Raw genomic sequence first — 17,230 nt, forward strand, 5'->3', positions numbered from 1 at the left:
CTGCCCGCGTATTAATTACTTCGCAGCAGCGGGACTTTAAAGCGCACTTAACACTTCAATTAAACCGATTGCGAAGTTTGCGACTCGGCATACATTGGCACGCCTGTTAAAAGGCCATTCAATATATGCCCGGTCAAGAGTTGGCGACAGGAGTACTCATCATGAGCGCCGTAAAAAATACTAAAGTTCGGGACAAGAACAGCGCCAGCGACAGCAATAAACTGTCCATGCGTGCCGCTAGGGAAGCACAAAACGGCCTTTCAGCCACCCTGGCCAATGTACGCGCCACTACCGCAGGCCTGACCGAGCAGGAAGCCACTGAACGCCTGCAAAGCGATGGCTACAACGAAGTGGCTCACGACAAGCCGCCTCACGCACTGGTGCAGTTTCTGCTGGCCCTGCACAACCCTTTTATCTATGTGCTGCTGACCCTGGGCGTGATCAGCTTTGTCACTGACTACTGGCTGCCAGAACGCGATGGCGAAGAAGGCGACCTGACCAAAGTCATCATCATTGGCCTGATGGTTGGCCTCAGCAGCCTGCTGCGGTTCTGGCAGGAGCACCGCTCGGCCAAGTCCGCCGAAGCCCTCAAGGCCATGGTCCGCACCACCGCGACCGTGGTGCGGCGCGACAACAGCGGTACCCGCACCTCGGTGCACGAAGTACCGATGCGCGAACTGGTGGCCGGCGATATCGTGCAGCTGTCGGCCGGCGATATGATCCCGGCGGATATTCGCCTGATCGAGTCCCGCGATCTGTTTATCAGCCAGGCCGTGCTCACCGGCGAAGCCTTGCCGGTGGAGAAGTACGACACCCTGGGCGATGTGACACAAAAGTCCGCCTCCAGCACCGCCGCCGACCAGAGCAACCTGCTGGATCTGCCCAATATCTGCTTTATGGGCACCAACGTGGTCAGTGGCACTGCTCGCGCCGTAGTCGTGGCCACCGGCCCGCGCACCTACTTTGGCTCGCTGGCCAAGGCCATCGTCGGCTCGCGCACGCAAACCGCGTTCGATCGCGGAGTCAACAGCGTCAGCTGGCTGTTGATCCGCTTTATGCTGGTTATGGTGCCCATTGTGTTTTTCCTCAATGGTTTCTCCAAGGGCGACTGGGGCGATGCCTTCCTGTTTGCCCTGGCAGTGGCCGTGGGCCTGACCCCGGAAATGCTGCCAATGATTGTCAGCGCCAACCTGGCCAAGGGCGCAACGGCCATGGCCAAACGCAAGGTGGTGGTCAAACGCCTCAATGCCATCCAGAACCTGGGCTCGATGGACGTGCTGTGTACCGACAAGACCGGCACCCTGACCCAGGATCACATCATCCTCGAGCATCACATCGACGCCAGTGGCCAGCGCGATGAGTCGGTACTGGCCCTGGCCTGGCTCAACAGCCATCACCAAAGCGGCATCCGCAACCTGATGGATCAGGCCGTGGTGCAGTTTGCCCTGCAGGACCCAAAATTCAACGCGCCGCACAACTACAGCAAGGTCGATGAACTGCCCTTTGACTTCGTACGGCGGCGCCTGTCGATCATCGTCAAGGACAACCGTGGCGACCACCTGCTGGTGTGCAAGGGCGCAGTCGAAGAAATGCTCGGCATCGCCACCCATGTCATGGAAGGCGACACCCGCGTGGTTCTGGACCCCACACGCCGCGAGCAACTGCTGGCCCTGGCCAACGAGTACAACAAGGACGGCTTCCGCGTACTGCTGGTCGCCACCCGCGAAATCCCCAAGGCACAGGCGCACAAGCAGTACAACACCGCAGACGAGCGCGACCTGGTCATCCGCGGCATGCTCACCTTCCTCGATCCACCAAAGGAAACTGCCGGGCCGGCGATTGCAGCCCTGCAAGAAATCGGCGTAGCGATCAAGGTGCTGACCGGCGACAACGCTGTAGTCACCGGCAAAATCTGCCGGCAGGTGGGCCTGGAGCCAGGCACGCCACTGCTTGGGCCACAAATCGAAACAATGGACGACGCCGCACTGCAACTGGAGGTTGAGCAGCGCACGGTGTTTGCCAAGCTCACCCCGCTGCAGAAGTCCCGGGTGCTGAAAGCGCTGCAAGCCAATGGCCATACCGTCGGTTTTCTCGGTGACGGTATCAATGACGCGCCAGCCCTGCGCGATGCCGACGTAGGCATTTCGGTAGACAGCGGCACGGATATCGCCAAGGAGTCGGCTGACATCATCCTCCTGGAAAAGAGCCTGATGGTGCTCGAAGAAGGCGTACTCAAGGGGCGCGAGACCTTCGGCAATATCATGAAGTACCTGAACATGACCGCCAGCTCCAACTTCGGCAACGTGTTCTCGGTATTGGTAGCCAGCGCCTTCATCCCTTTTCTGCCAATGCTGTCGATCCACCTGCTACTGCAAAACCTGATGTACGACATCTCCCAGCTGGCCTTGCCGTGGGACAAGATGGACAGGGAATACCTGCAAAAACCGCGCAAGTGGGACGCCAAGAACATCGGCCGCTTCATGATCTGGATCGGGCCAACGTCGTCGATCTTCGACATCACTACCTTCGCCCTGATGTGGTACGTGTTCTCGGCCAACAGCGTGGAAATGCAGACCCTGTTCCAGTCCGGCTGGTTTATTGAGGGACTGCTGTCACAAACCCTGGTGGTGCACATGCTGCGCACGCGCAAGATTCCGTTCTTCCAGAGCACTGCAGCATGGCCGGTGATCATGATGACCCTCATCGTGATCGTGCTGGGTATCTACGTACCGTTCTCGCCCCTGGGCACCATGGTGGGCCTGGAACCACTGCCGTTGTCGTATTTCCCTTGGCTGGTGGCCACCCTGTTCAGCTATTGCTGTGTCGCGCAACTGATGAAAACGATCTACATCCGCCGTTTCAAGCAGTGGTACTGAGTTGAAACAACGCGGGCCGGCGCCACACCGCGCCAGCCCGCGCGCAAAAAATGAATGCGTGTTCTGTGGAGATTCCTCATGTCGGGAACCACTCTGTTACTCAACCTCGCGGGCGCCATCGCACTTTTGCTGTGGGGCACCCATATGATTTCCACGGCCCTGCTGCGCGGGTTTGGCACCCAGCTGCGCAACTGGATGGGGCGCAATCTGAATAACCGCTGGATGGCACTGATGAGCGGCATCGGCATTACCGGCGTACTGCAAAGCAGTACGGCGGTCAGCCTCATGGCCACGTCCTTTACCGCAGCCGGCACCCTGGGCCTGGCGCCCGCCCTGGCCGTGATGCTGGGGGCCAATATCGGCTCGACCCTGGTGGTACAACTGCTGAGTTTTGATACATCGCTGGCAATGCCGGTGATTTTGCTGACAGGTTATATCGTCTTTCGCCTGCGCGATGATTCGCGCCATGAAAGCGTGGGCTGCGCACTGATTGGCCTGGGCCTGATGCTGCTGGCTTTGGGCCTGCTCAGTGCCACCCTGGGCCATATGGAAGCCACCTCGGTATTTCGCGCCGTGATGCAGAGCCTGGAGGGCGACGCGATCATTGCGGTGGTCGCTGCCGTGCTGCTGACCTGGATCTGCCACTCCAGCGTCGCGGTGGTGCTGTTGATCGCCTCGCTGGCAGGTGCTGGCCTGATGACGCCCGCCACCGCCATCGCCTTGATGCTAGGCGCCAATATCGGCGGCGCCTTGCCCTCCGTGATGAGCGCCAGTTCGCCAGTGGCGCGACGCCTGCCTATGGGCAACTTGCTGGCGCGCCTGCTGGGCTCCCTGGCGCTGCTGCCCTGCCTGCCGCTGATAGCCAACTTGCTGGCTCGCAGCGATATCGGCCTGGCACATTGGGTGGTTTACCTGCATACCGCGTTCAATCTGCTGCTGGCCGTGGTGTTCATCGGCCTGACCGAACCTTGCGCACGCCTGCTGACTTACCTGTTTCCCCAGCAGGAGCCACCGGCAGACCCCGGCATGCCGCAATACCTGGACGAGGCCGGGCTTGAAGTGGCCAATATCGGCCTGTCCAATGCCGTACGCGAAGCCCTGCGCCTGGCGGACATGACCTCGCTGATGCTCAACCAGGTGTTGCAGCTGTTCGAGAAACCCGATCCGGACACAGCGGACAAGGTGCGCCAACTGGATCACTCCATCGACCTGCTAAGTGCCGCGATCCGCGCCTATCTTGCAGACATTGGCCAGGATGGCCTGAGCGATGACGATGCCGATCGCGCCCAGGAAGTGCTGATGTTCGTGATCAACCTTGAGCACGCCGGCGACATCCTCGGCAACCTCGCGCAACTGGCTGTTCGCCGCACACGCCGTGGCGAACGCTTTTCCTCATTCGAACTGATCCAGATCCAGGCCATGCACCTGGCCCTGCTGGACAGCCTGAACCTGGCCATTACCGCGTTTTTGCGTGAGGACGTGAGCGCTGCCAAGGCTCTGATCGGCCACAAGGAGACCGTGCGCAAGCTGGAAGCCAGCGCCAGCCGCGAGCACTTTCGCAAGCTGCAGAACGACAAGACGGCCTGGGCCGAATCCGGGGATATCTTCCAGCGGGTGCTGCGCGACTACCGACGCGTCCATCATCATATTGCCGCACTCGGCTATACGGTACTGGAGCGCAATACCGCGTCGGCCCAGGCCGCTTGATCGCAGACAGCAAAAATGCGCCCAAGCACCAATGCAAACCAGTCATGGGCATTGTGGGAGCGGGTTTTCCCGCGATACAGACGACGCGTTTCAACTATCAAACCGCGCTGTTCCAATCGCGAGCAAGCCCGCTCCCACAGGGATTTTGCATCCCGCCCAACTGATCGTCACTGGCCCGAAGGCGCCTTTTATCACTACGGTGTTACATCAAGCCATTTCGACTGCGGTTTCAAACTCGAAGGTCAACTCGCCGTTTTCCAGGTCGATGTGTACCACACCGCCATGATCGGCCAGTTCACCAAAGAGAATCTCCTCAGCCAACGGACGCTTGATCTTGTCCTGGATCAAACGGGCCATCGGCCGTGCCCCCATCAGCGCGTCATAACCACCCGCTGCAAGCCAGCCACGCGCCGCATCCGACACCTCGAGCTGCACGTGCTTGTCTTCCAGCTGCGCCTGCAGTTCGGTAAGGAACTTGTCCACCACATGCTTGATAACCTCATGGCTGAGGCGACCAAACTGGATAATGGTGTCCAGACGGTTACGGAACTCGGGGGTGAAGCTCTTCTTGATCGCTTCCATGGCATCGGAAGCATGATCCTGATGGGCAAAGCCCATCGAAGCCCGAGAGGCGGTTTCGGCACCGGCGTTGGTGGTCATGATGACGATCACGTTGCGGAAGTCCGCCTTGCGCCCGTTGTTGTCGGTCAGCGTGCCGTGGTCCATGACCTGCAGCAGCAGGTTGAAGACTTCAGGGTGCGCCTTCTCGATTTCATCGAGCAGCAGTACGCAGTGAGGTTGCTTGGTGATGGCCTCGGTCAGCAAACCGCCCTGATCGAAACCGACATAGCCCGGAGGCGCACCGATCAGACGCGATACGGTGTGGCGCTCCATGTACTCGGACATGTCGAAGCGAATCAGCTCGATACCCAAAGCTTTGGCCAACTGGCGTGCTGCCTCGGTTTTACCGACACCGGTGGGCCCTGCGAACAGGAACGAACCGACCGGTTTGTCCGGCGACTTGAGCCCCGCACGGGACAACTTGATTGCCGTGGACAACGAATCGATCGCCGCATCCTGGCCGAACACGGTCAGGCGCAGGTCGCGTTCAAGGTTGCGCAACAGCTCCTTGTCCGAGACCGAGACGTGTTTAGGCGGAATACGGGCGATTTTCGCCACGATATCTTCAACCTGCGCGACCTCAATGCGTTTAACCCGGCTTTCAACCGGTTGCAGACGCTGGAAGGCACCCGCCTCGTCGATCACGTCAATGGCCTTGTCGGGCATGTGCCGGTCATTGATATAGCGCGAGGCCAGCTCCGCCGCTGCGCGCAGGGCTTCATCGCTGTACTCGATGCCATGGTGCTGCTCGAAACGACCTTTAAGCCCGCGCAGAATGCTGATGGTATCTTCAACCGAAGGTTCGGATACGTCGACTTTCTGGAAACGGCGCGCCAGGGCGCGGTCTTTTTCGAAGATCCCGCGAAATTCCTGGAACGTGGTAGAACCGATGCAGCGAATGTCACCCGAAGACAGCAGCGGCTTGAGCAGGTTGGACGCATCCATCACCCCGCCCGAAGCCGCACCGGCACCGATGATCGTATGGATTTCGTCGATAAACAGGATCGCTTGCGGGCGTTTCTTCAGCTCGCCCAGCAGCGCCTTGAAGCGCTTCTCGAAATCGCCACGGTACTTGGTACCTGCCAGCAAGGCGCCGAGATCCAGGGAGTAGACGATGCTGTTAGCCAGCAGGTCAGGCACCTGGTTATCGACGATGCGCTTGGCCAGACCCTCGGCAATCGCGGTTTTACCCACGCCTGCCTCACCCACCAGCAACGGGTTGTTTTTGCGCCGACGCGCCAGGATCTGGGCGACACGCTCAACTTCCATTTCCCGACCCACCAGCGGATCGATCCGGCCCTGGCGGGCCAGTTCATTCAGGTTACTGGCATAAGCGTCCAGAGGATTGCTGGAAGACGACGATTCGCCGCCCTCTTCATCCTGCATCTCATGATCGCTGTCGCTGTGCTCGCCATGCCCGGGCACCTTGGAGATGCCGTGGGCAATAAAGTTGACCACATCGATGCGCGCCACGCTCTGTTGCTTGAGCAGGAATACGGCCTGGCTTTCCTGTTCGCTGAAGATGGCTACCAGCACATTGGCGCCGGTGACTTCACGCTTGCCGGAGCTCTGCACGTGGAACACGGCACGCTGCAAGACCCGCTGAAAACCCAGGGTTGGCTGCGTTTCGCGGTCTTCGTCATGGACGGGGATCAGGGGGGTTGTGGAATCAATAAACTCTTGCAGGTCATGCTTGAGTTTTTCGAGGTTTGCGCCACAGGCGCGTAGAACGGTTGCGGCCGCCTCATTATCCAGAAGCGCTAAAAGGAGGTGCTCAACCGTCATGAATTCATGACGTTTGGAGCGGGCTTCCTTGAAGGCAAGATTGAGGGTGACTTCGAGCTCGCGATTTAACATGGCTTCACCTCATACCCAAGTGGTCGGCGTTAACCGTCCTTCTCGATTTCACAGAGTAGCGGATGCTGGCTTTCACGTGCGTACTGATTTACCTGCGCTGCCTTGGTCTCGGCAATGTCGCGGGTATAGATGCCGCACACAGCCCGTCCTTCTGTATGGACGGCCAGCATGACCTTGGTCGCCAATTCGCGATTCAAGTTAAAAAACACCTCAAGGATCTCTACAACGAAATCCATTGGCGTGTAGTCATCATTAAACAAAACCACCTTGTACATCGGCGGCGCCTGAAGCGCAGGCTTAGCCTCTTGCACAGCCAAGCCAGCGGAGTCTTCGTCATCAAAATCGGGGTGATCCTGATTAAATGTTAGTCGAGTCTGGCTAATTGCATGCATGGAAAGAAAGGTTCGTCGTTGGTTGTGCAACTACAGTGATGGAGGCAAAGATGTCAAATTTCAACACCGCCGCCGCGTGACCTTGACTATCGGTAAAACGGTGTTACAACCATATAGTACCCACAGTGGGGAAAAATGGTCCGCGCAGTCAACCACTTTTACTGGTTTCTGTGCGAGTTGACTGGATGATACTCCAGTGATGGAGTTGTTTGCAGCAGAGGGATATGAGTATGCAAGGCAAGGTCAAGTGGTTCAACAACGCCAAAGGCTTCGGCTTCATTAATACGCAGGCCAAGGAAGGCATCGATGAACACGGAAACCCGATCGACTTTTTTGCGCATTTTTCGGCAATCCAGATGGACGGTTACAAGACGCTCAAGGCAGGCCAACCCGTGAGCTTCGAAATAATCCAGGGCCCCAAGGGCCTGCATGCTGTTGCAATCACCAACGCTCAAGTTCCAGCCAGCGCTTCAGCGACCGCGCAAGAGGTGACCAGCCTCCCGGTCTGACCCGCTGCCCAAGAAACCGGCCGATTCGATCATGCGAATCGGCCGGTTTTTTTATGCCCGTGCCATCACGAGGAAAAATTGAGGTTGCCGAAAAACCCCGTAATCACGGGGCAAACCGCGAAAAATCAGGGCATTTTGCCGCAGGGACTTAGACCAATGGATGATTCGTGTTAGGCCGCCCCCCTCGCAGCAACCTTGGTGACCTATGTATACTGCGCCGGTGACCATGGAGTCACCTGCAAACACATGCTGGAATGAGTCTTTCAGGCCTAGAAAGGCTGGGCCGTTACCCCGGCCCGACCGCTTGACGCTCTACTGATGCATTCACATCACCGCGAAGAACCTCGACTTTCGGCTCATTGTTCACTGTGAACGAAAGCGCCTACCCTGCGCATCTCGAGTATCTGAGCACGCTCAGCAAAGAAGAGAGTTAATCCGAAATGCCCAACCGTTCGAAGATCATCTATACCTTCACCGACGAAGCTCCGGCGCTCGCCACCTATTCACTGCTGCCTATCATCGAGGCGTTTACCGCCAGCGCCGATATCGCCGTTGAAACGCGCGACATCTCTCTGGCTGGCCGCATCCTCTCAAGCTTCCCCGAGCAATTGGGTGACAAGGCTGTAGCAGACCACCTCGCCGAACTGGGCGCCCTGGCCGTTACCCCTGAAGCCAACATCATCAAGCTGCCCAATATCAGCGCCTCGGTCCCGCAGTTGCAGGCCGCGATCAAAGAACTGCAAGCGCAGGGCTTCAACATCCCGGACTACCCGGAAACCGTCACCACTGACGCTGAAAAAGAAATCAAGGCGCGTTACAGCAAAGTGATGGGCAGTGCCGTAAACCCGGTACTGCGCGAAGGCAACTCCGACCGCCGCGCACCGCTGTCGGTCAAGAACTACGCGCGCAAGCACCCGCACAAAATGGGCGCCTGGGCTGCAGACTCCAAGTCCCACGTTGCTCACATGAGCGAAGGCGACTTCTACGGCAGCGAAAAAGCCGCCCTGATCGAAGCACCGGGCAGCGTTAAAATCGAACTGATCGCTCAAGACGGCACCACCACCGTCCTGAAAGAAAAAACCGCCGTCCAGGCTGGTGAGATCATCGATTGCTCGGTCATGAGCAAAAAAGCCCTGCGCGAGTTCGTAGCGGCCGAAATCGAAGACGCCAAAAAGCAGGGCGTACTGTTCTCGGTTCACCTGAAAGCCACCATGATGAAGGTTTCCGACCCGATCATGTTTGGCCAGATCGTGGCCGAGTTCTACAAGGATGCGCTGGAAAAACATGCTGACGTCCTCAAAGAAATCGGTTTCAACCTGAACAACGGTATCGGCGACCTGTACGCCCGCATCAAGGCGCTGCCAGCCGAGAAGCAGGCTGAAATCGAAGCCGACATCGAAGCCGTGTACGCCAACCGCCCTGCGCTGGCCATGGTCAACTCCGACAAAGGCATCACCAACCTGCACGTGCCGAGCGACGTAATCGTCGACGCCTCGATGCCGGCCATGATTCGTGATTCCGGCAAGATGTGGAACACCGAAGGCCAGCTGCAAGACACCAAGGCCGTGATCCCGGATCGCTGCTACGCCACCATCTACCAGGCCACCATCGAAGACTGCAAGAAACACGGCGCCTTCGATCCGACCACCATGGGCAGCGTGCCAAACGTTGGCCTGATGGCGCAAAAAGCCGAAGAGTACGGTTCCCACGACAAGACTTTCCAGATCAAGACCCCGGGCGTTGTGCGGGTAACTGACAGCAACGGCAACGTGCTGATGGAACAGAACGTCGAGGAAGGCGATATCTGGCGCATGTGCCAGGCCAAAGACGCGCCGATCCGCGACTGGGTCAAGCTGGCCGTCAACCGTGCCCGCGCCAGCAACACTCCGGCCGTGTTCTGGCTCGATCCAAAGCGTAGCCACGACGCCGAAATGATCAAAAAGGTTGAAACCTACCTGAAAGATCACGACACCAGCGGCCTGGACATTCGCATCATGGCGCCGGTAGAGGCCATGAAGTTCACCCTGGAGCGCACCCGCGCTGGCCTGGATACCATCTCGGTAACCGGCAACGTGCTGCGTGACTACCTGACCGACCTGTTCCCGATCATGGAACTGGGCACCAGCGCCAAAATGCTGTCGATCGTACCGCTGATGAATGGCGGCGGCCTGTTCGAAACCGGCGCCGGCGGCTCGGCCCCGAAGCACGTTCAACAGTTGCTGGAAGAAAACTTCCTGCGCTGGGACTCGCTGGGTGAGTTCCTGGCACTGGCGGCTTCCCTGGAGCACCTGGGCACAACCTACAACAACCCGAAAGCGTTGGTGTTGGCCAAGACCCTGGACCAGGCTACCGGTCAGTTCCTCGACAACAACAAATCGCCATCGCGCAAAGTCGGCAACATCGACAACCGCGGTAGCCACTTCTACCTGGCGCTGTACTGGGCACAAGCCCTGGCTGCCCAGACTGAAGACAAAGAGCTGCAAGCCCAATTTGCTCCAGTAGCAAAAGCCATGGCCGAGAACGAGGCAAAAATCGTTGCCGAACTCAACGCCGTGCAGGGCAAGCCGGTCGATATCGGTGGTTACTACCACGCCGATGCCGACAAGGTAAGCAAAGTAATGCGCCCTAGCGCCACACTGAACGCGATCATCGCTTCGGTGTAAGGGCAACAGGCAACACCACAGACCCCGGCCCACGACGCCGGGGTTTGTGTTTTTACGGCCTACACAAACCCGGTGGGAGCGGGCTTGCCCGCGATAGCATCACCGCGTAAAAAGCACAGACCGAAGCGCCTGCATCGCGAGCAAGCCCGCTCCCACAGGGGATATGCATCCACCTATAAACCGAGACCCACCCCATGGAATGGAAACCCCACATCACCGTCGCCACTGTCGTCGAAGACAATGGCCGCTTCCTGATGGTCGAAGAACTCAAGCGCGACCGCGCCGTGCTCAATCAACCGGCCGGTCATCTGGACCCCGACGAAAGCCTGATCGAGGCCGCCATCCGCGAAACCCTCGAAGAAACCGGCTATGACGTCGAACTGACCGGTGTGATCGGCATTTACCTCTACACCGCTCCCAGCAACGGCGTGACCTACCAGCGCATCTGCTTTGCCGGCAAGGCGCTCAAGCACCACCCCGACTACCAGCTGGACACCGGCATCATTGGCCCGCTGTGGCTGACTCGCGACGAACTGCTTGCACAGCGCGAACGCTGGCGCAGCGAGCTGACCCTGCAGTGCATCGATGATTATCTGGGCGGCAAACTGTTCGACCTGACGTTAATCCGCCCTTCGGTTTAGCCTTGAGCGCTCGGGCCTGCTAGAATCGCGTCCTTTTTCAAGACACTCATTGAATCCTTATGCGTGATCCAGCCCTAGTCGCCCCCGAAAAACAGCGCGTCATCGTCGGCATGTCCGGCGGTGTCGACTCTTCCGTTTCCGCCGTTCTGCTTATGGAGCAGGGCTACCAGGTGGAAGGCCTGTTCATGAAGAACTGGGAGGAAGACGACGGAACGGATTACTGCACCGCCATGGATGATCTGGCAGACGCCCAGGCCGTGTGCGACAAAATCGGCATCAAGCTGCACACCGCCAACTTTGCCGCCGAGTACTGGGACAACGTGTTCGAGCACTTCCTGGCCGAATACAAGGCCGGTCGCACGCCGAACCCGGACATCCTGTGCAACCGCGAAATCAAGTTCAAGGCTTTCCTGGACTACGCCCTGATGCTGGGCGCCGACCTGATTGCTACCGGCCACTATGTGCGCCGTCGCGACATTGACGGCCGTACCGAGCTGCTCAAGGGCCTGGACCCGAACAAAGACCAGAGCTACTTCCTGCACGCCGTCGGCGGCGAACAGATCGCCCGCACCCTGTTCCCGGTAGGCGAGCTGGAAAAACCGGAAGTGCGCCGCATTGCGGAAAAACACGATCTGGCCACCGCGAAGAAAAAAGACTCCACCGGGATCTGCTTTATCGGCGAACGCCGCTTCAGCGACTTCCTCAAGCAATACCTGCCGGCACAGCCGGGCGAGATCAAGACCACAGAAGGTGAAGTGATCGGCCGCCATCATGGCCTGATGTACCACACCATCGGTCAGCGCCAGGGCCTGGGCATTGGCGGCCTCAAGGACGCCAGCGACGAGCCGTGGTACGTGCTGGTCAAGGATCTGGAGCACAACGAGCTGATCGTCGGCCAGGGCAACGACCACCCGTGGCTGTTCTCCGGCGCCCTGCTCGCCTCCGAGATCTACTGGGTCAATCCGATCGACCTGAGCACCCCGCTGCGCCTGACGGCCAAGGTTCGCTATCGTCAGAGCGATCAGCCCTGCACCCTGGAAAAAACCGCCAACGGCTACCGCGCCACCTTCGACGACCCGCAACGCGCGGTCACCCCCGGCCAGTCCGTGGTGTTCTACGACGGCGAAGTCTGCCTGGGCGGCGGCGTGATAGAAGTGGCCGAGCCCTGGTCGAGCAAGGGCAAACGCCCATGAACGCCACTCAGGAGCAACTGGTAGCCCTCGGCGGCGTATTTCTGGCCGCGGTGCTGGTGGATAAAATTGCCAAGACCGGCCAGGTCAGCGAAGCCGACCTGAGCTGCATGCTCGGCAGCCTGCTGGTGCGTGACCCCAAGGACACCCTGGAAGTCTTTGGCGGCGACGACATCAACCTGCGCGAAGGCTATCGTGCCCTGATCGGTGCTCTTGAGCGCGATCCCAACACCCTGCAGCGCGAGCCCCTGCGTTACGCACTGTCGATGCTCGGCCTTGAGCGCCAACTGGCCAAGCGGGACGACATGCTGGAGCTGATCGGCAAGCGCCTGCCGCAGATCCAGTCCCAGGTCGAGCATTTCGGCCCGGCCCATGAAAACGTGGTGGCCGCCTGTGGCGCGTTGTACCAGGACACCCTGAGCACCCTGCGCCAGCGTATCCAGGTGCACGGCGACATGCGCAACCTGCAACAACCGAACAACGCGGCAAAAATTCGCGCCCTGCTGCTGGCCGGTATCCGCTGCGCAAGGCTGTGGCGCCAATTGGGCGGCCACCGCTGGCAGCTGGTCATCAGCCGACGCAAGCTGCTCAAAGAGCTTTACCCGATGCTGCGCGGCAACTGAAACACGCCGGCAGGCACAGAATTTAAAATCGATACGCGTATGACGCCGGTCACTTGGCAACGGACCGGCCGTTTTTTCATGTATGATACGCGCCCCATTTCGTTGCCCGACTGTCCGAGAACACCCCATGAAGCTCTCTTCGCTCACTGCGGTTTCCCCTGTTGACGGCCGCTACGCCGGCAAAACCCAGGCCCTGCGCCCAATTTTCAGCGAATACGGCTTGATCCGTGCTCGCGTTCTGGTTGAAGTTCGCTGGCTCCAGCGCCTGGCCGCCCACGCTGCCATCCCTGAAGTCCCGGCCTTCTCTGCCGAAGCCAACGCCGTTCTGAATGAACTGGCCGAGAACTTCTCTCTTGAGCACGCCGAACGCGTCAAAGAGATCGAGCGCACCACCAACCACGACGTCAAAGCCATTGAGTACCTGCTCAAAGAACAGGCCGCCAAGCTGCCTGAACTGGCCAACGTCAGTGAGTTCATCCACTTTGCCTGCACCAGCGAGGACATCAACAACCTGTCCCACGCCCTGATGCTGCGTGAAGGTCGTGATGACGTGATGCTGCCGCTGATGCGTCAAACCGCAGAAGCCATCCGCGAACTGGCGATCAAGTTCGCCGACGTACCCATGCTGTCCCGCACCCACGGTCAACCGGCTTCGCCGACCACCCTGGGCAAAGAGCTGGCCAACGTGGTCTACCGTCTGGAGCGTCAAATCGCTCAAGTCGCTGCTGTACCGTTGCTGGGCAAGATCAACGGCGCCGTGGGCAACTACAACGCCCACCTGTCGGCCTACCCGCAGATCGACTGGGAAGAAAACGCCCGCGCCTTTATCGAAGACGAGCTGGGCCTGGGTTTCAACCCGTACACCACCCAGATCGAGCCGCACGACTACATTGCCGAGCTGTTCGACGCCATCGCCCGCTTCAACACCATCCTGATCGACTTCGATCGCGATATCTGGGGCTACATCTCCCTGGGCTACTTCAAGCAGCGCACCATTGCCGGCGAAATCGGTTCTTCGACCATGCCGCACAAGGTCAACCCGATCGACTTCGAAAACTCCGAAGGCAACCTGGGTATCGCCAACGCCCTGTTCCAGCACCTGGCCAGCAAATTGCCAATCTCCCGCTGGCAGCGCGACCTGACCGACTCCACCGTACTGCGCAACCTCGGCGTGGGCTTTGCTCACAGCGTGATCGCGTACGAAGCCAGCCTCAAGGGCATCAGCAAGCTTGAACTGAATGCACAGAAAATCGCTGCTGACCTGGACGCCTGCTGGGAAGTCCTGGCCGAGCCGATCCAGACCGTGATGCGTCGTTACAACATCGAAAACCCGTACGAAAAGCTCAAAGAGCTGACCCGCGGCAAGGGCATCAGCCCTGAAGCACTGCAAACTTTCATCGACGGCCTTGAAATGCCGGAAGCGGCCAAAGCCGAGCTGAAGCTGCTGACTCCGGCCAACTACATTGGCAACGCCGTCGAGCAAGCCAAGCGCATCTGATCGCTGCAACGACCTATTAACGCCCGGCCGTGCCGGGCGTTTTTATTCCCGATTACAAAGTGCAATTTTTCAATAGGTTACACATGAATCCTGACATTCCTCTTCAACTTCTGGGCGGCATCACTGCGCGCGAGTTCATGCGCGACTACTGGCAGAAAAAACCGCTGCTGGTGCGCCAGGCAATTCCTGACTTCGAAAGCCCGATCGACGCCGACGAACTGGCCGGTCTGGCCCTTGAAGAAGAAGTCGAATCGCGCCTGATCATCGAACACGGCGAGCGCCCATGGGAACTGCGCCGCGGTCCGTTCGCCGAAGACGAATTCGGCAAACTGCCAGAGCGCGAGTGGACTCTGCTGGTGCAGGCCGTTGATCAGTTCGTGCCTGAAGTCAATGAACTGCTGGAAAACTTCCGCTTCCTGCCGAGCTGGCGTATCGACGACGTGATGATCAGCTACGCCGCCCCAGGTGGCAGTGTTGGTCCGCACTTCGACAACTACGACGTGTTCCTGCTGCAGGGTCATGGCAAGCGTCACTGGCAGATCGGCCAGATGTGCGACTCCGACAGCAAGCTGCTGGAGCACGCGGACCTGCGTATCCTCGCTGATTTCCAGGCCACCGACGAGTGGACCCTTGAGCCCGGCGACATGCTCTACCTGCCACCGCGCCTGGCCCACTGTGGCGTAGCCGTAGACGACTGCCTGACCTACTCGGTGGGCTTCCGTGCACCGAGCGCCGCTGAAGTACTGACCCACTTTACCGACTTCCTCAGCCAGTACCTGCCGGACGAAGATCGCTACACCGACGCTGACGCGCAACCGGTCAGCGACCCGCACCAGATCCAGCACGACGCCCTTGATCGCCTCAAGAGCCTGCTGACCGAGCACATGAGCGACGAGCGCATGCTGCTGACCTGGTTCGGCCAGTTCATGACCGAGCCACGTTATCCGGAACTCGTGGTCGGCCCTGAACTCGAAGAAGAAGACCTGCTGGGTAGCCTGGAACAGGGCGCAATCCTGATCCGCAACCCGAGCGCACGCCTGGCATGGTCCGAGGTCGATGACGACCTGTTGTTGTTCGCCAGCGGCCAAAGCCGCCTGCTGCCGGGCAAGCTGCGCGAACTGCTGAAAATGATCTGTGCCGCCGACGCGCTGCACAGTGACAACCTCGGCACATGGCTGGCCGATGAAGATGGACGCAACCTGCTCTGCGAGCTGGTTAAACAAGGAAGCCTGGGGTTCGCTGATGAATAGCATTCACGTACGTGTCGCCGACTGGCAAAAGGACAACGCCGAACTTCGACGCATTCGTGAGGCGGTATTTATTGCCGAACAATCTGTACCTCCAGAACTGGAGTGGGATGCAGACGATGCCGATGCCGTGCATTTTCTGGCCTATGAAGGCGACTTCCCGATTGGTACCGCCCGGCTCCTGCCGGACGGCCATATCGGCCGCGTATCGGTTCTCAAGGACTGGCGCGGCCTGAAGGTTGGCGACGCACTGATGCAGGCCACGATTCTTGAAGCCGAAAAACGTGGCCTCAAGCAACAAATGCTCAGTGCCCAAGTGCATGCCACACCCTTCTACGAGCGCCTTGGCTTCAAGATCGTCAGCGATGAATTCCTCGAAGCAGGGATTCCCCACGTTGATATGGTGCGGGTGAGCTAACTGCCACGCCGATCTCTGTGGGAGCGAGCCTGCTCGCGAAGGCTGCTAGCGCGGCACTCTTGAGAATTTCGCGAGCAGGCTCGCTCCCACAGCAGTTTTGCAAAACGCCCTGCCATCCCCGGATCGCAGGGCGTTTTGCTATCTGGCACACTCAGACCCAGCCCTTTCAAGCATTGCGGAGATAATGGACATGTCCCTACGCCCCTTCATCGCTGGCCTGCTGCTGATCGCTAGCTTCAGCGCGATCGCCGACACCCGCGTCATCACCCTGCAAAACCGCACCAGCGCCGATTTGCTGCCCATCGCGCAGAACTTTATCGGCAAAAACGGCAAAGTCAGCGCCTATGGCAACCAACTGATCGTCGAGGCAGGCGCCTCGAAAATCCAGAACCTCGAAGACCTGCTTGCGCAACTCGACACACCCGCCCGGCGCCTGCTGATCACGGTCGATACCAGTGACAACAACCTGGCCACTAATGATCCGGACACCCGGGTGATCAGCACCGCCAGCCGCGACGGCGGCACCCAGCAAATCCAGACCAGCGAAGGCACCCCGGCATTTATCCAGACCGGCCAGAGCGTACCGCTGACCAGCACCCAGACCGACGCCTACGGCCGCTTGCTCACCCAGACCGACTACCGCAACGTCACCCGGGGTTTTTACGTCACCGCCAGCGTCACAGGTGAAACGGTACACCTGGCGATCAGTACGACTCGCGATCGCATGAGCCAGGAGCAACCCGATGTAGTGAGCACGCAAAGTACCGACACACAAGTCAGCGGCCCTCTGGGGCAATGGATAACCGTGGCGGGCAACAACGCTCTTAACCAGACTGACAATCCGCCGCAAACCCGCAGCTACTCTACGCAAAGCCGGGATGACATGACCATTCGGGTCAAAGTCGATGTACTCGACCAAAAGGGCCAAAACTGACCGACGAGTCGTTTTTCGCAAATTATGTAGTGTTATAAAAAAAGCACTACAAAA

The 17,230-nt window shown here is 59.2% G+C and carries 13 protein-coding genes; 11 read left to right on the forward strand and 2 right to left on the reverse strand.

The window, feature by feature from the left end:
* The first annotated feature begins 161 nt into the window (after nt 1–161).
* Together mgtA and GHO03_RS08865 are read left to right on the forward strand one after the other, a co-directional pair.
* Entirely contained in the window at nt 162–2,876 is a 2,715-nt protein-coding gene (gene mgtA / locus GHO03_RS08860) for a magnesium-translocating P-type ATPase (protein WP_133144936.1), read from the forward strand.
* A 78-nt stretch (nt 2,877–2,954) separates the two neighbouring features.
* Entirely contained in the window at nt 2,955–4,583 is a 1,629-nt protein-coding gene (locus GHO03_RS08865) for a Na/Pi cotransporter family protein (protein ID WP_153399654.1), read from the forward strand.
* A 207-nt stretch (nt 4,584–4,790) separates the two neighbouring features.
* Here the strand turns inward: GHO03_RS08865 and clpA are convergent, their stop codons facing one another.
* The gene (gene clpA, locus GHO03_RS08870) at nt 4,791–7,061 is read right to left on the reverse strand and encodes an ATP-dependent Clp protease ATP-binding subunit ClpA (protein ID WP_095003293.1); all 2,271 of its coding nucleotides are present in this window, start codon (nt 7,059–7,061) and stop codon (nt 4,791–4,793) included.
* A 29-nt stretch (nt 7,062–7,090) separates the two neighbouring features.
* On the reverse strand, nt 7,091–7,453 hold the full coding sequence (gene clpS, locus GHO03_RS08875; protein WP_016780211.1) for an ATP-dependent Clp protease adapter ClpS: 363 nt from the start codon (nt 7,451–7,453) through the stop codon (nt 7,091–7,093).
* A gap of 230 nt (nt 7,454–7,683) precedes the next feature.
* Between clpS and GHO03_RS08880 the strand changes: the two genes are divergently transcribed.
* The 9 genes from GHO03_RS08880 (at nt 7,684) to GHO03_RS08920 (ending at nt 17,176) form a co-directional block, all read left to right on the forward strand.
* The gene (locus GHO03_RS08880; RefSeq protein WP_095003305.1) at nt 7,684–7,962 is read left to right on the forward strand and encodes a cold shock domain-containing protein; all 279 of its coding nucleotides are present in this window, start codon (nt 7,684–7,686) and stop codon (nt 7,960–7,962) included.
* A gap of 440 nt (nt 7,963–8,402) precedes the next feature.
* On the forward strand, nt 8,403–10,625 hold the full coding sequence (locus GHO03_RS08885; protein WP_095003294.1) for an NADP-dependent isocitrate dehydrogenase: 2,223 nt from the start codon (nt 8,403–8,405) through the stop codon (nt 10,623–10,625).
* Nucleotides 10,626–10,819: 194 nt separating this feature from the next.
* Nucleotides 10,820–11,266, forward strand: a complete 447-nt coding sequence (locus tag GHO03_RS08890; RefSeq protein ID WP_095003295.1) for an NUDIX hydrolase — start codon at nt 10,820–10,822, stop codon at nt 11,264–11,266.
* A 59-nt stretch (nt 11,267–11,325) separates the two neighbouring features.
* Entirely contained in the window at nt 11,326–12,459 is a 1,134-nt protein-coding gene (mnmA, locus tag GHO03_RS08895; RefSeq protein ID WP_095003296.1) for a tRNA 2-thiouridine(34) synthase MnmA, read from the forward strand.
* On the forward strand, nt 12,456–13,079 hold the full coding sequence (gene hflD / locus GHO03_RS08900) for a high frequency lysogenization protein HflD (protein WP_095003297.1): 624 nt from the start codon (nt 12,456–12,458) through the stop codon (nt 13,077–13,079). The genes mnmA and hflD overlap by 4 nt, the downstream gene beginning before the upstream one ends.
* A 127-nt stretch (nt 13,080–13,206) precedes the next feature.
* A complete protein-coding gene (purB, locus tag GHO03_RS08905) occupies nt 13,207–14,577 on the forward strand; it encodes an adenylosuccinate lyase (protein WP_016780205.1) in 1,371 nt (456 codons plus the stop codon).
* 83 nt (nt 14,578–14,660) lie between these two features.
* The gene (locus GHO03_RS08910) at nt 14,661–15,827 is read left to right on the forward strand and encodes a cupin domain-containing protein (protein WP_095003298.1); all 1,167 of its coding nucleotides are present in this window, start codon (nt 14,661–14,663) and stop codon (nt 15,825–15,827) included.
* Nucleotides 15,820–16,242: a GNAT family N-acetyltransferase gene (locus GHO03_RS08915; protein WP_095003299.1), complete on the forward strand. Its 423-nt coding sequence runs from the start codon at nt 15,820–15,822 to the stop codon at nt 16,240–16,242. The genes GHO03_RS08910 and GHO03_RS08915 overlap by 8 nt, the downstream gene beginning before the upstream one ends.
* A 190-nt stretch (nt 16,243–16,432) precedes the next feature.
* Nucleotides 16,433–17,176: a secretin N-terminal domain-containing protein gene (locus GHO03_RS08920; protein ID WP_153399655.1), complete on the forward strand. Its 744-nt coding sequence runs from the start codon at nt 16,433–16,435 to the stop codon at nt 17,174–17,176.
* Nucleotides 17,177–17,230: the final 54 nt, after the last annotated feature.

The sequence above is a fragment of the Pseudomonas sp. FSL R10-1339 genome (assembly GCF_009600545.1).
In the GTDB taxonomy this organism is placed as follows: Bacteria; Pseudomonadota; Gammaproteobacteria; order Pseudomonadales; family Pseudomonadaceae; genus Aquipseudomonas; species Aquipseudomonas bubulae.

Excerpts from the sequence above, each read along its gene's own strand:
- GHO03_RS08880 (WP_095003305.1), top strand. The coding sequence starts at position 7,684 with ATGCAAGGCAAGGTCAAGTGGTTCAACAACGCCAAAGGCTTCGGCTTC.
- GHO03_RS08920 (WP_153399655.1), top strand. The coding sequence starts at position 16,433 with ATGTCCCTACGCCCCTTCATCGCTGGCCTGCTGCTGATCGCTAGCTTC.
- purB (WP_016780205.1), top strand. The coding sequence starts at position 13,207 with ATGAAGCTCTCTTCGCTCACTGCGGTTTCCCCTGTTGACGGCCGCTAC.
- mgtA (WP_133144936.1), top strand. The coding sequence starts at position 162 with ATGAGCGCCGTAAAAAATACTAAAGTTCGGGACAAGAACAGCGCCAGC.
- clpA (WP_095003293.1), bottom strand. The coding sequence starts at position 7,061 with ATGTTAAATCGCGAGCTCGAAGTCACCCTCAATCTTGCCTTCAAGGAA.
- mnmA (WP_095003296.1), top strand. The coding sequence starts at position 11,326 with ATGCGTGATCCAGCCCTAGTCGCCCCCGAAAAACAGCGCGTCATCGTC.
- clpS (WP_016780211.1), bottom strand. The coding sequence starts at position 7,453 with ATGCATGCAATTAGCCAGACTCGACTAACATTTAATCAGGATCACCCC.
- GHO03_RS08885 (WP_095003294.1), top strand. The coding sequence starts at position 8,403 with ATGCCCAACCGTTCGAAGATCATCTATACCTTCACCGACGAAGCTCCG.
- hflD (WP_095003297.1), top strand. The coding sequence starts at position 12,456 with ATGAACGCCACTCAGGAGCAACTGGTAGCCCTCGGCGGCGTATTTCTG.
- GHO03_RS08915 (WP_095003299.1), top strand. The coding sequence starts at position 15,820 with ATGAATAGCATTCACGTACGTGTCGCCGACTGGCAAAAGGACAACGCC.
- GHO03_RS08910 (WP_095003298.1), top strand. The coding sequence starts at position 14,661 with ATGAATCCTGACATTCCTCTTCAACTTCTGGGCGGCATCACTGCGCGC.
- GHO03_RS08865 (WP_153399654.1), top strand. The coding sequence starts at position 2,955 with ATGTCGGGAACCACTCTGTTACTCAACCTCGCGGGCGCCATCGCACTT.
- GHO03_RS08890 (WP_095003295.1), top strand. The coding sequence starts at position 10,820 with ATGGAATGGAAACCCCACATCACCGTCGCCACTGTCGTCGAAGACAAT.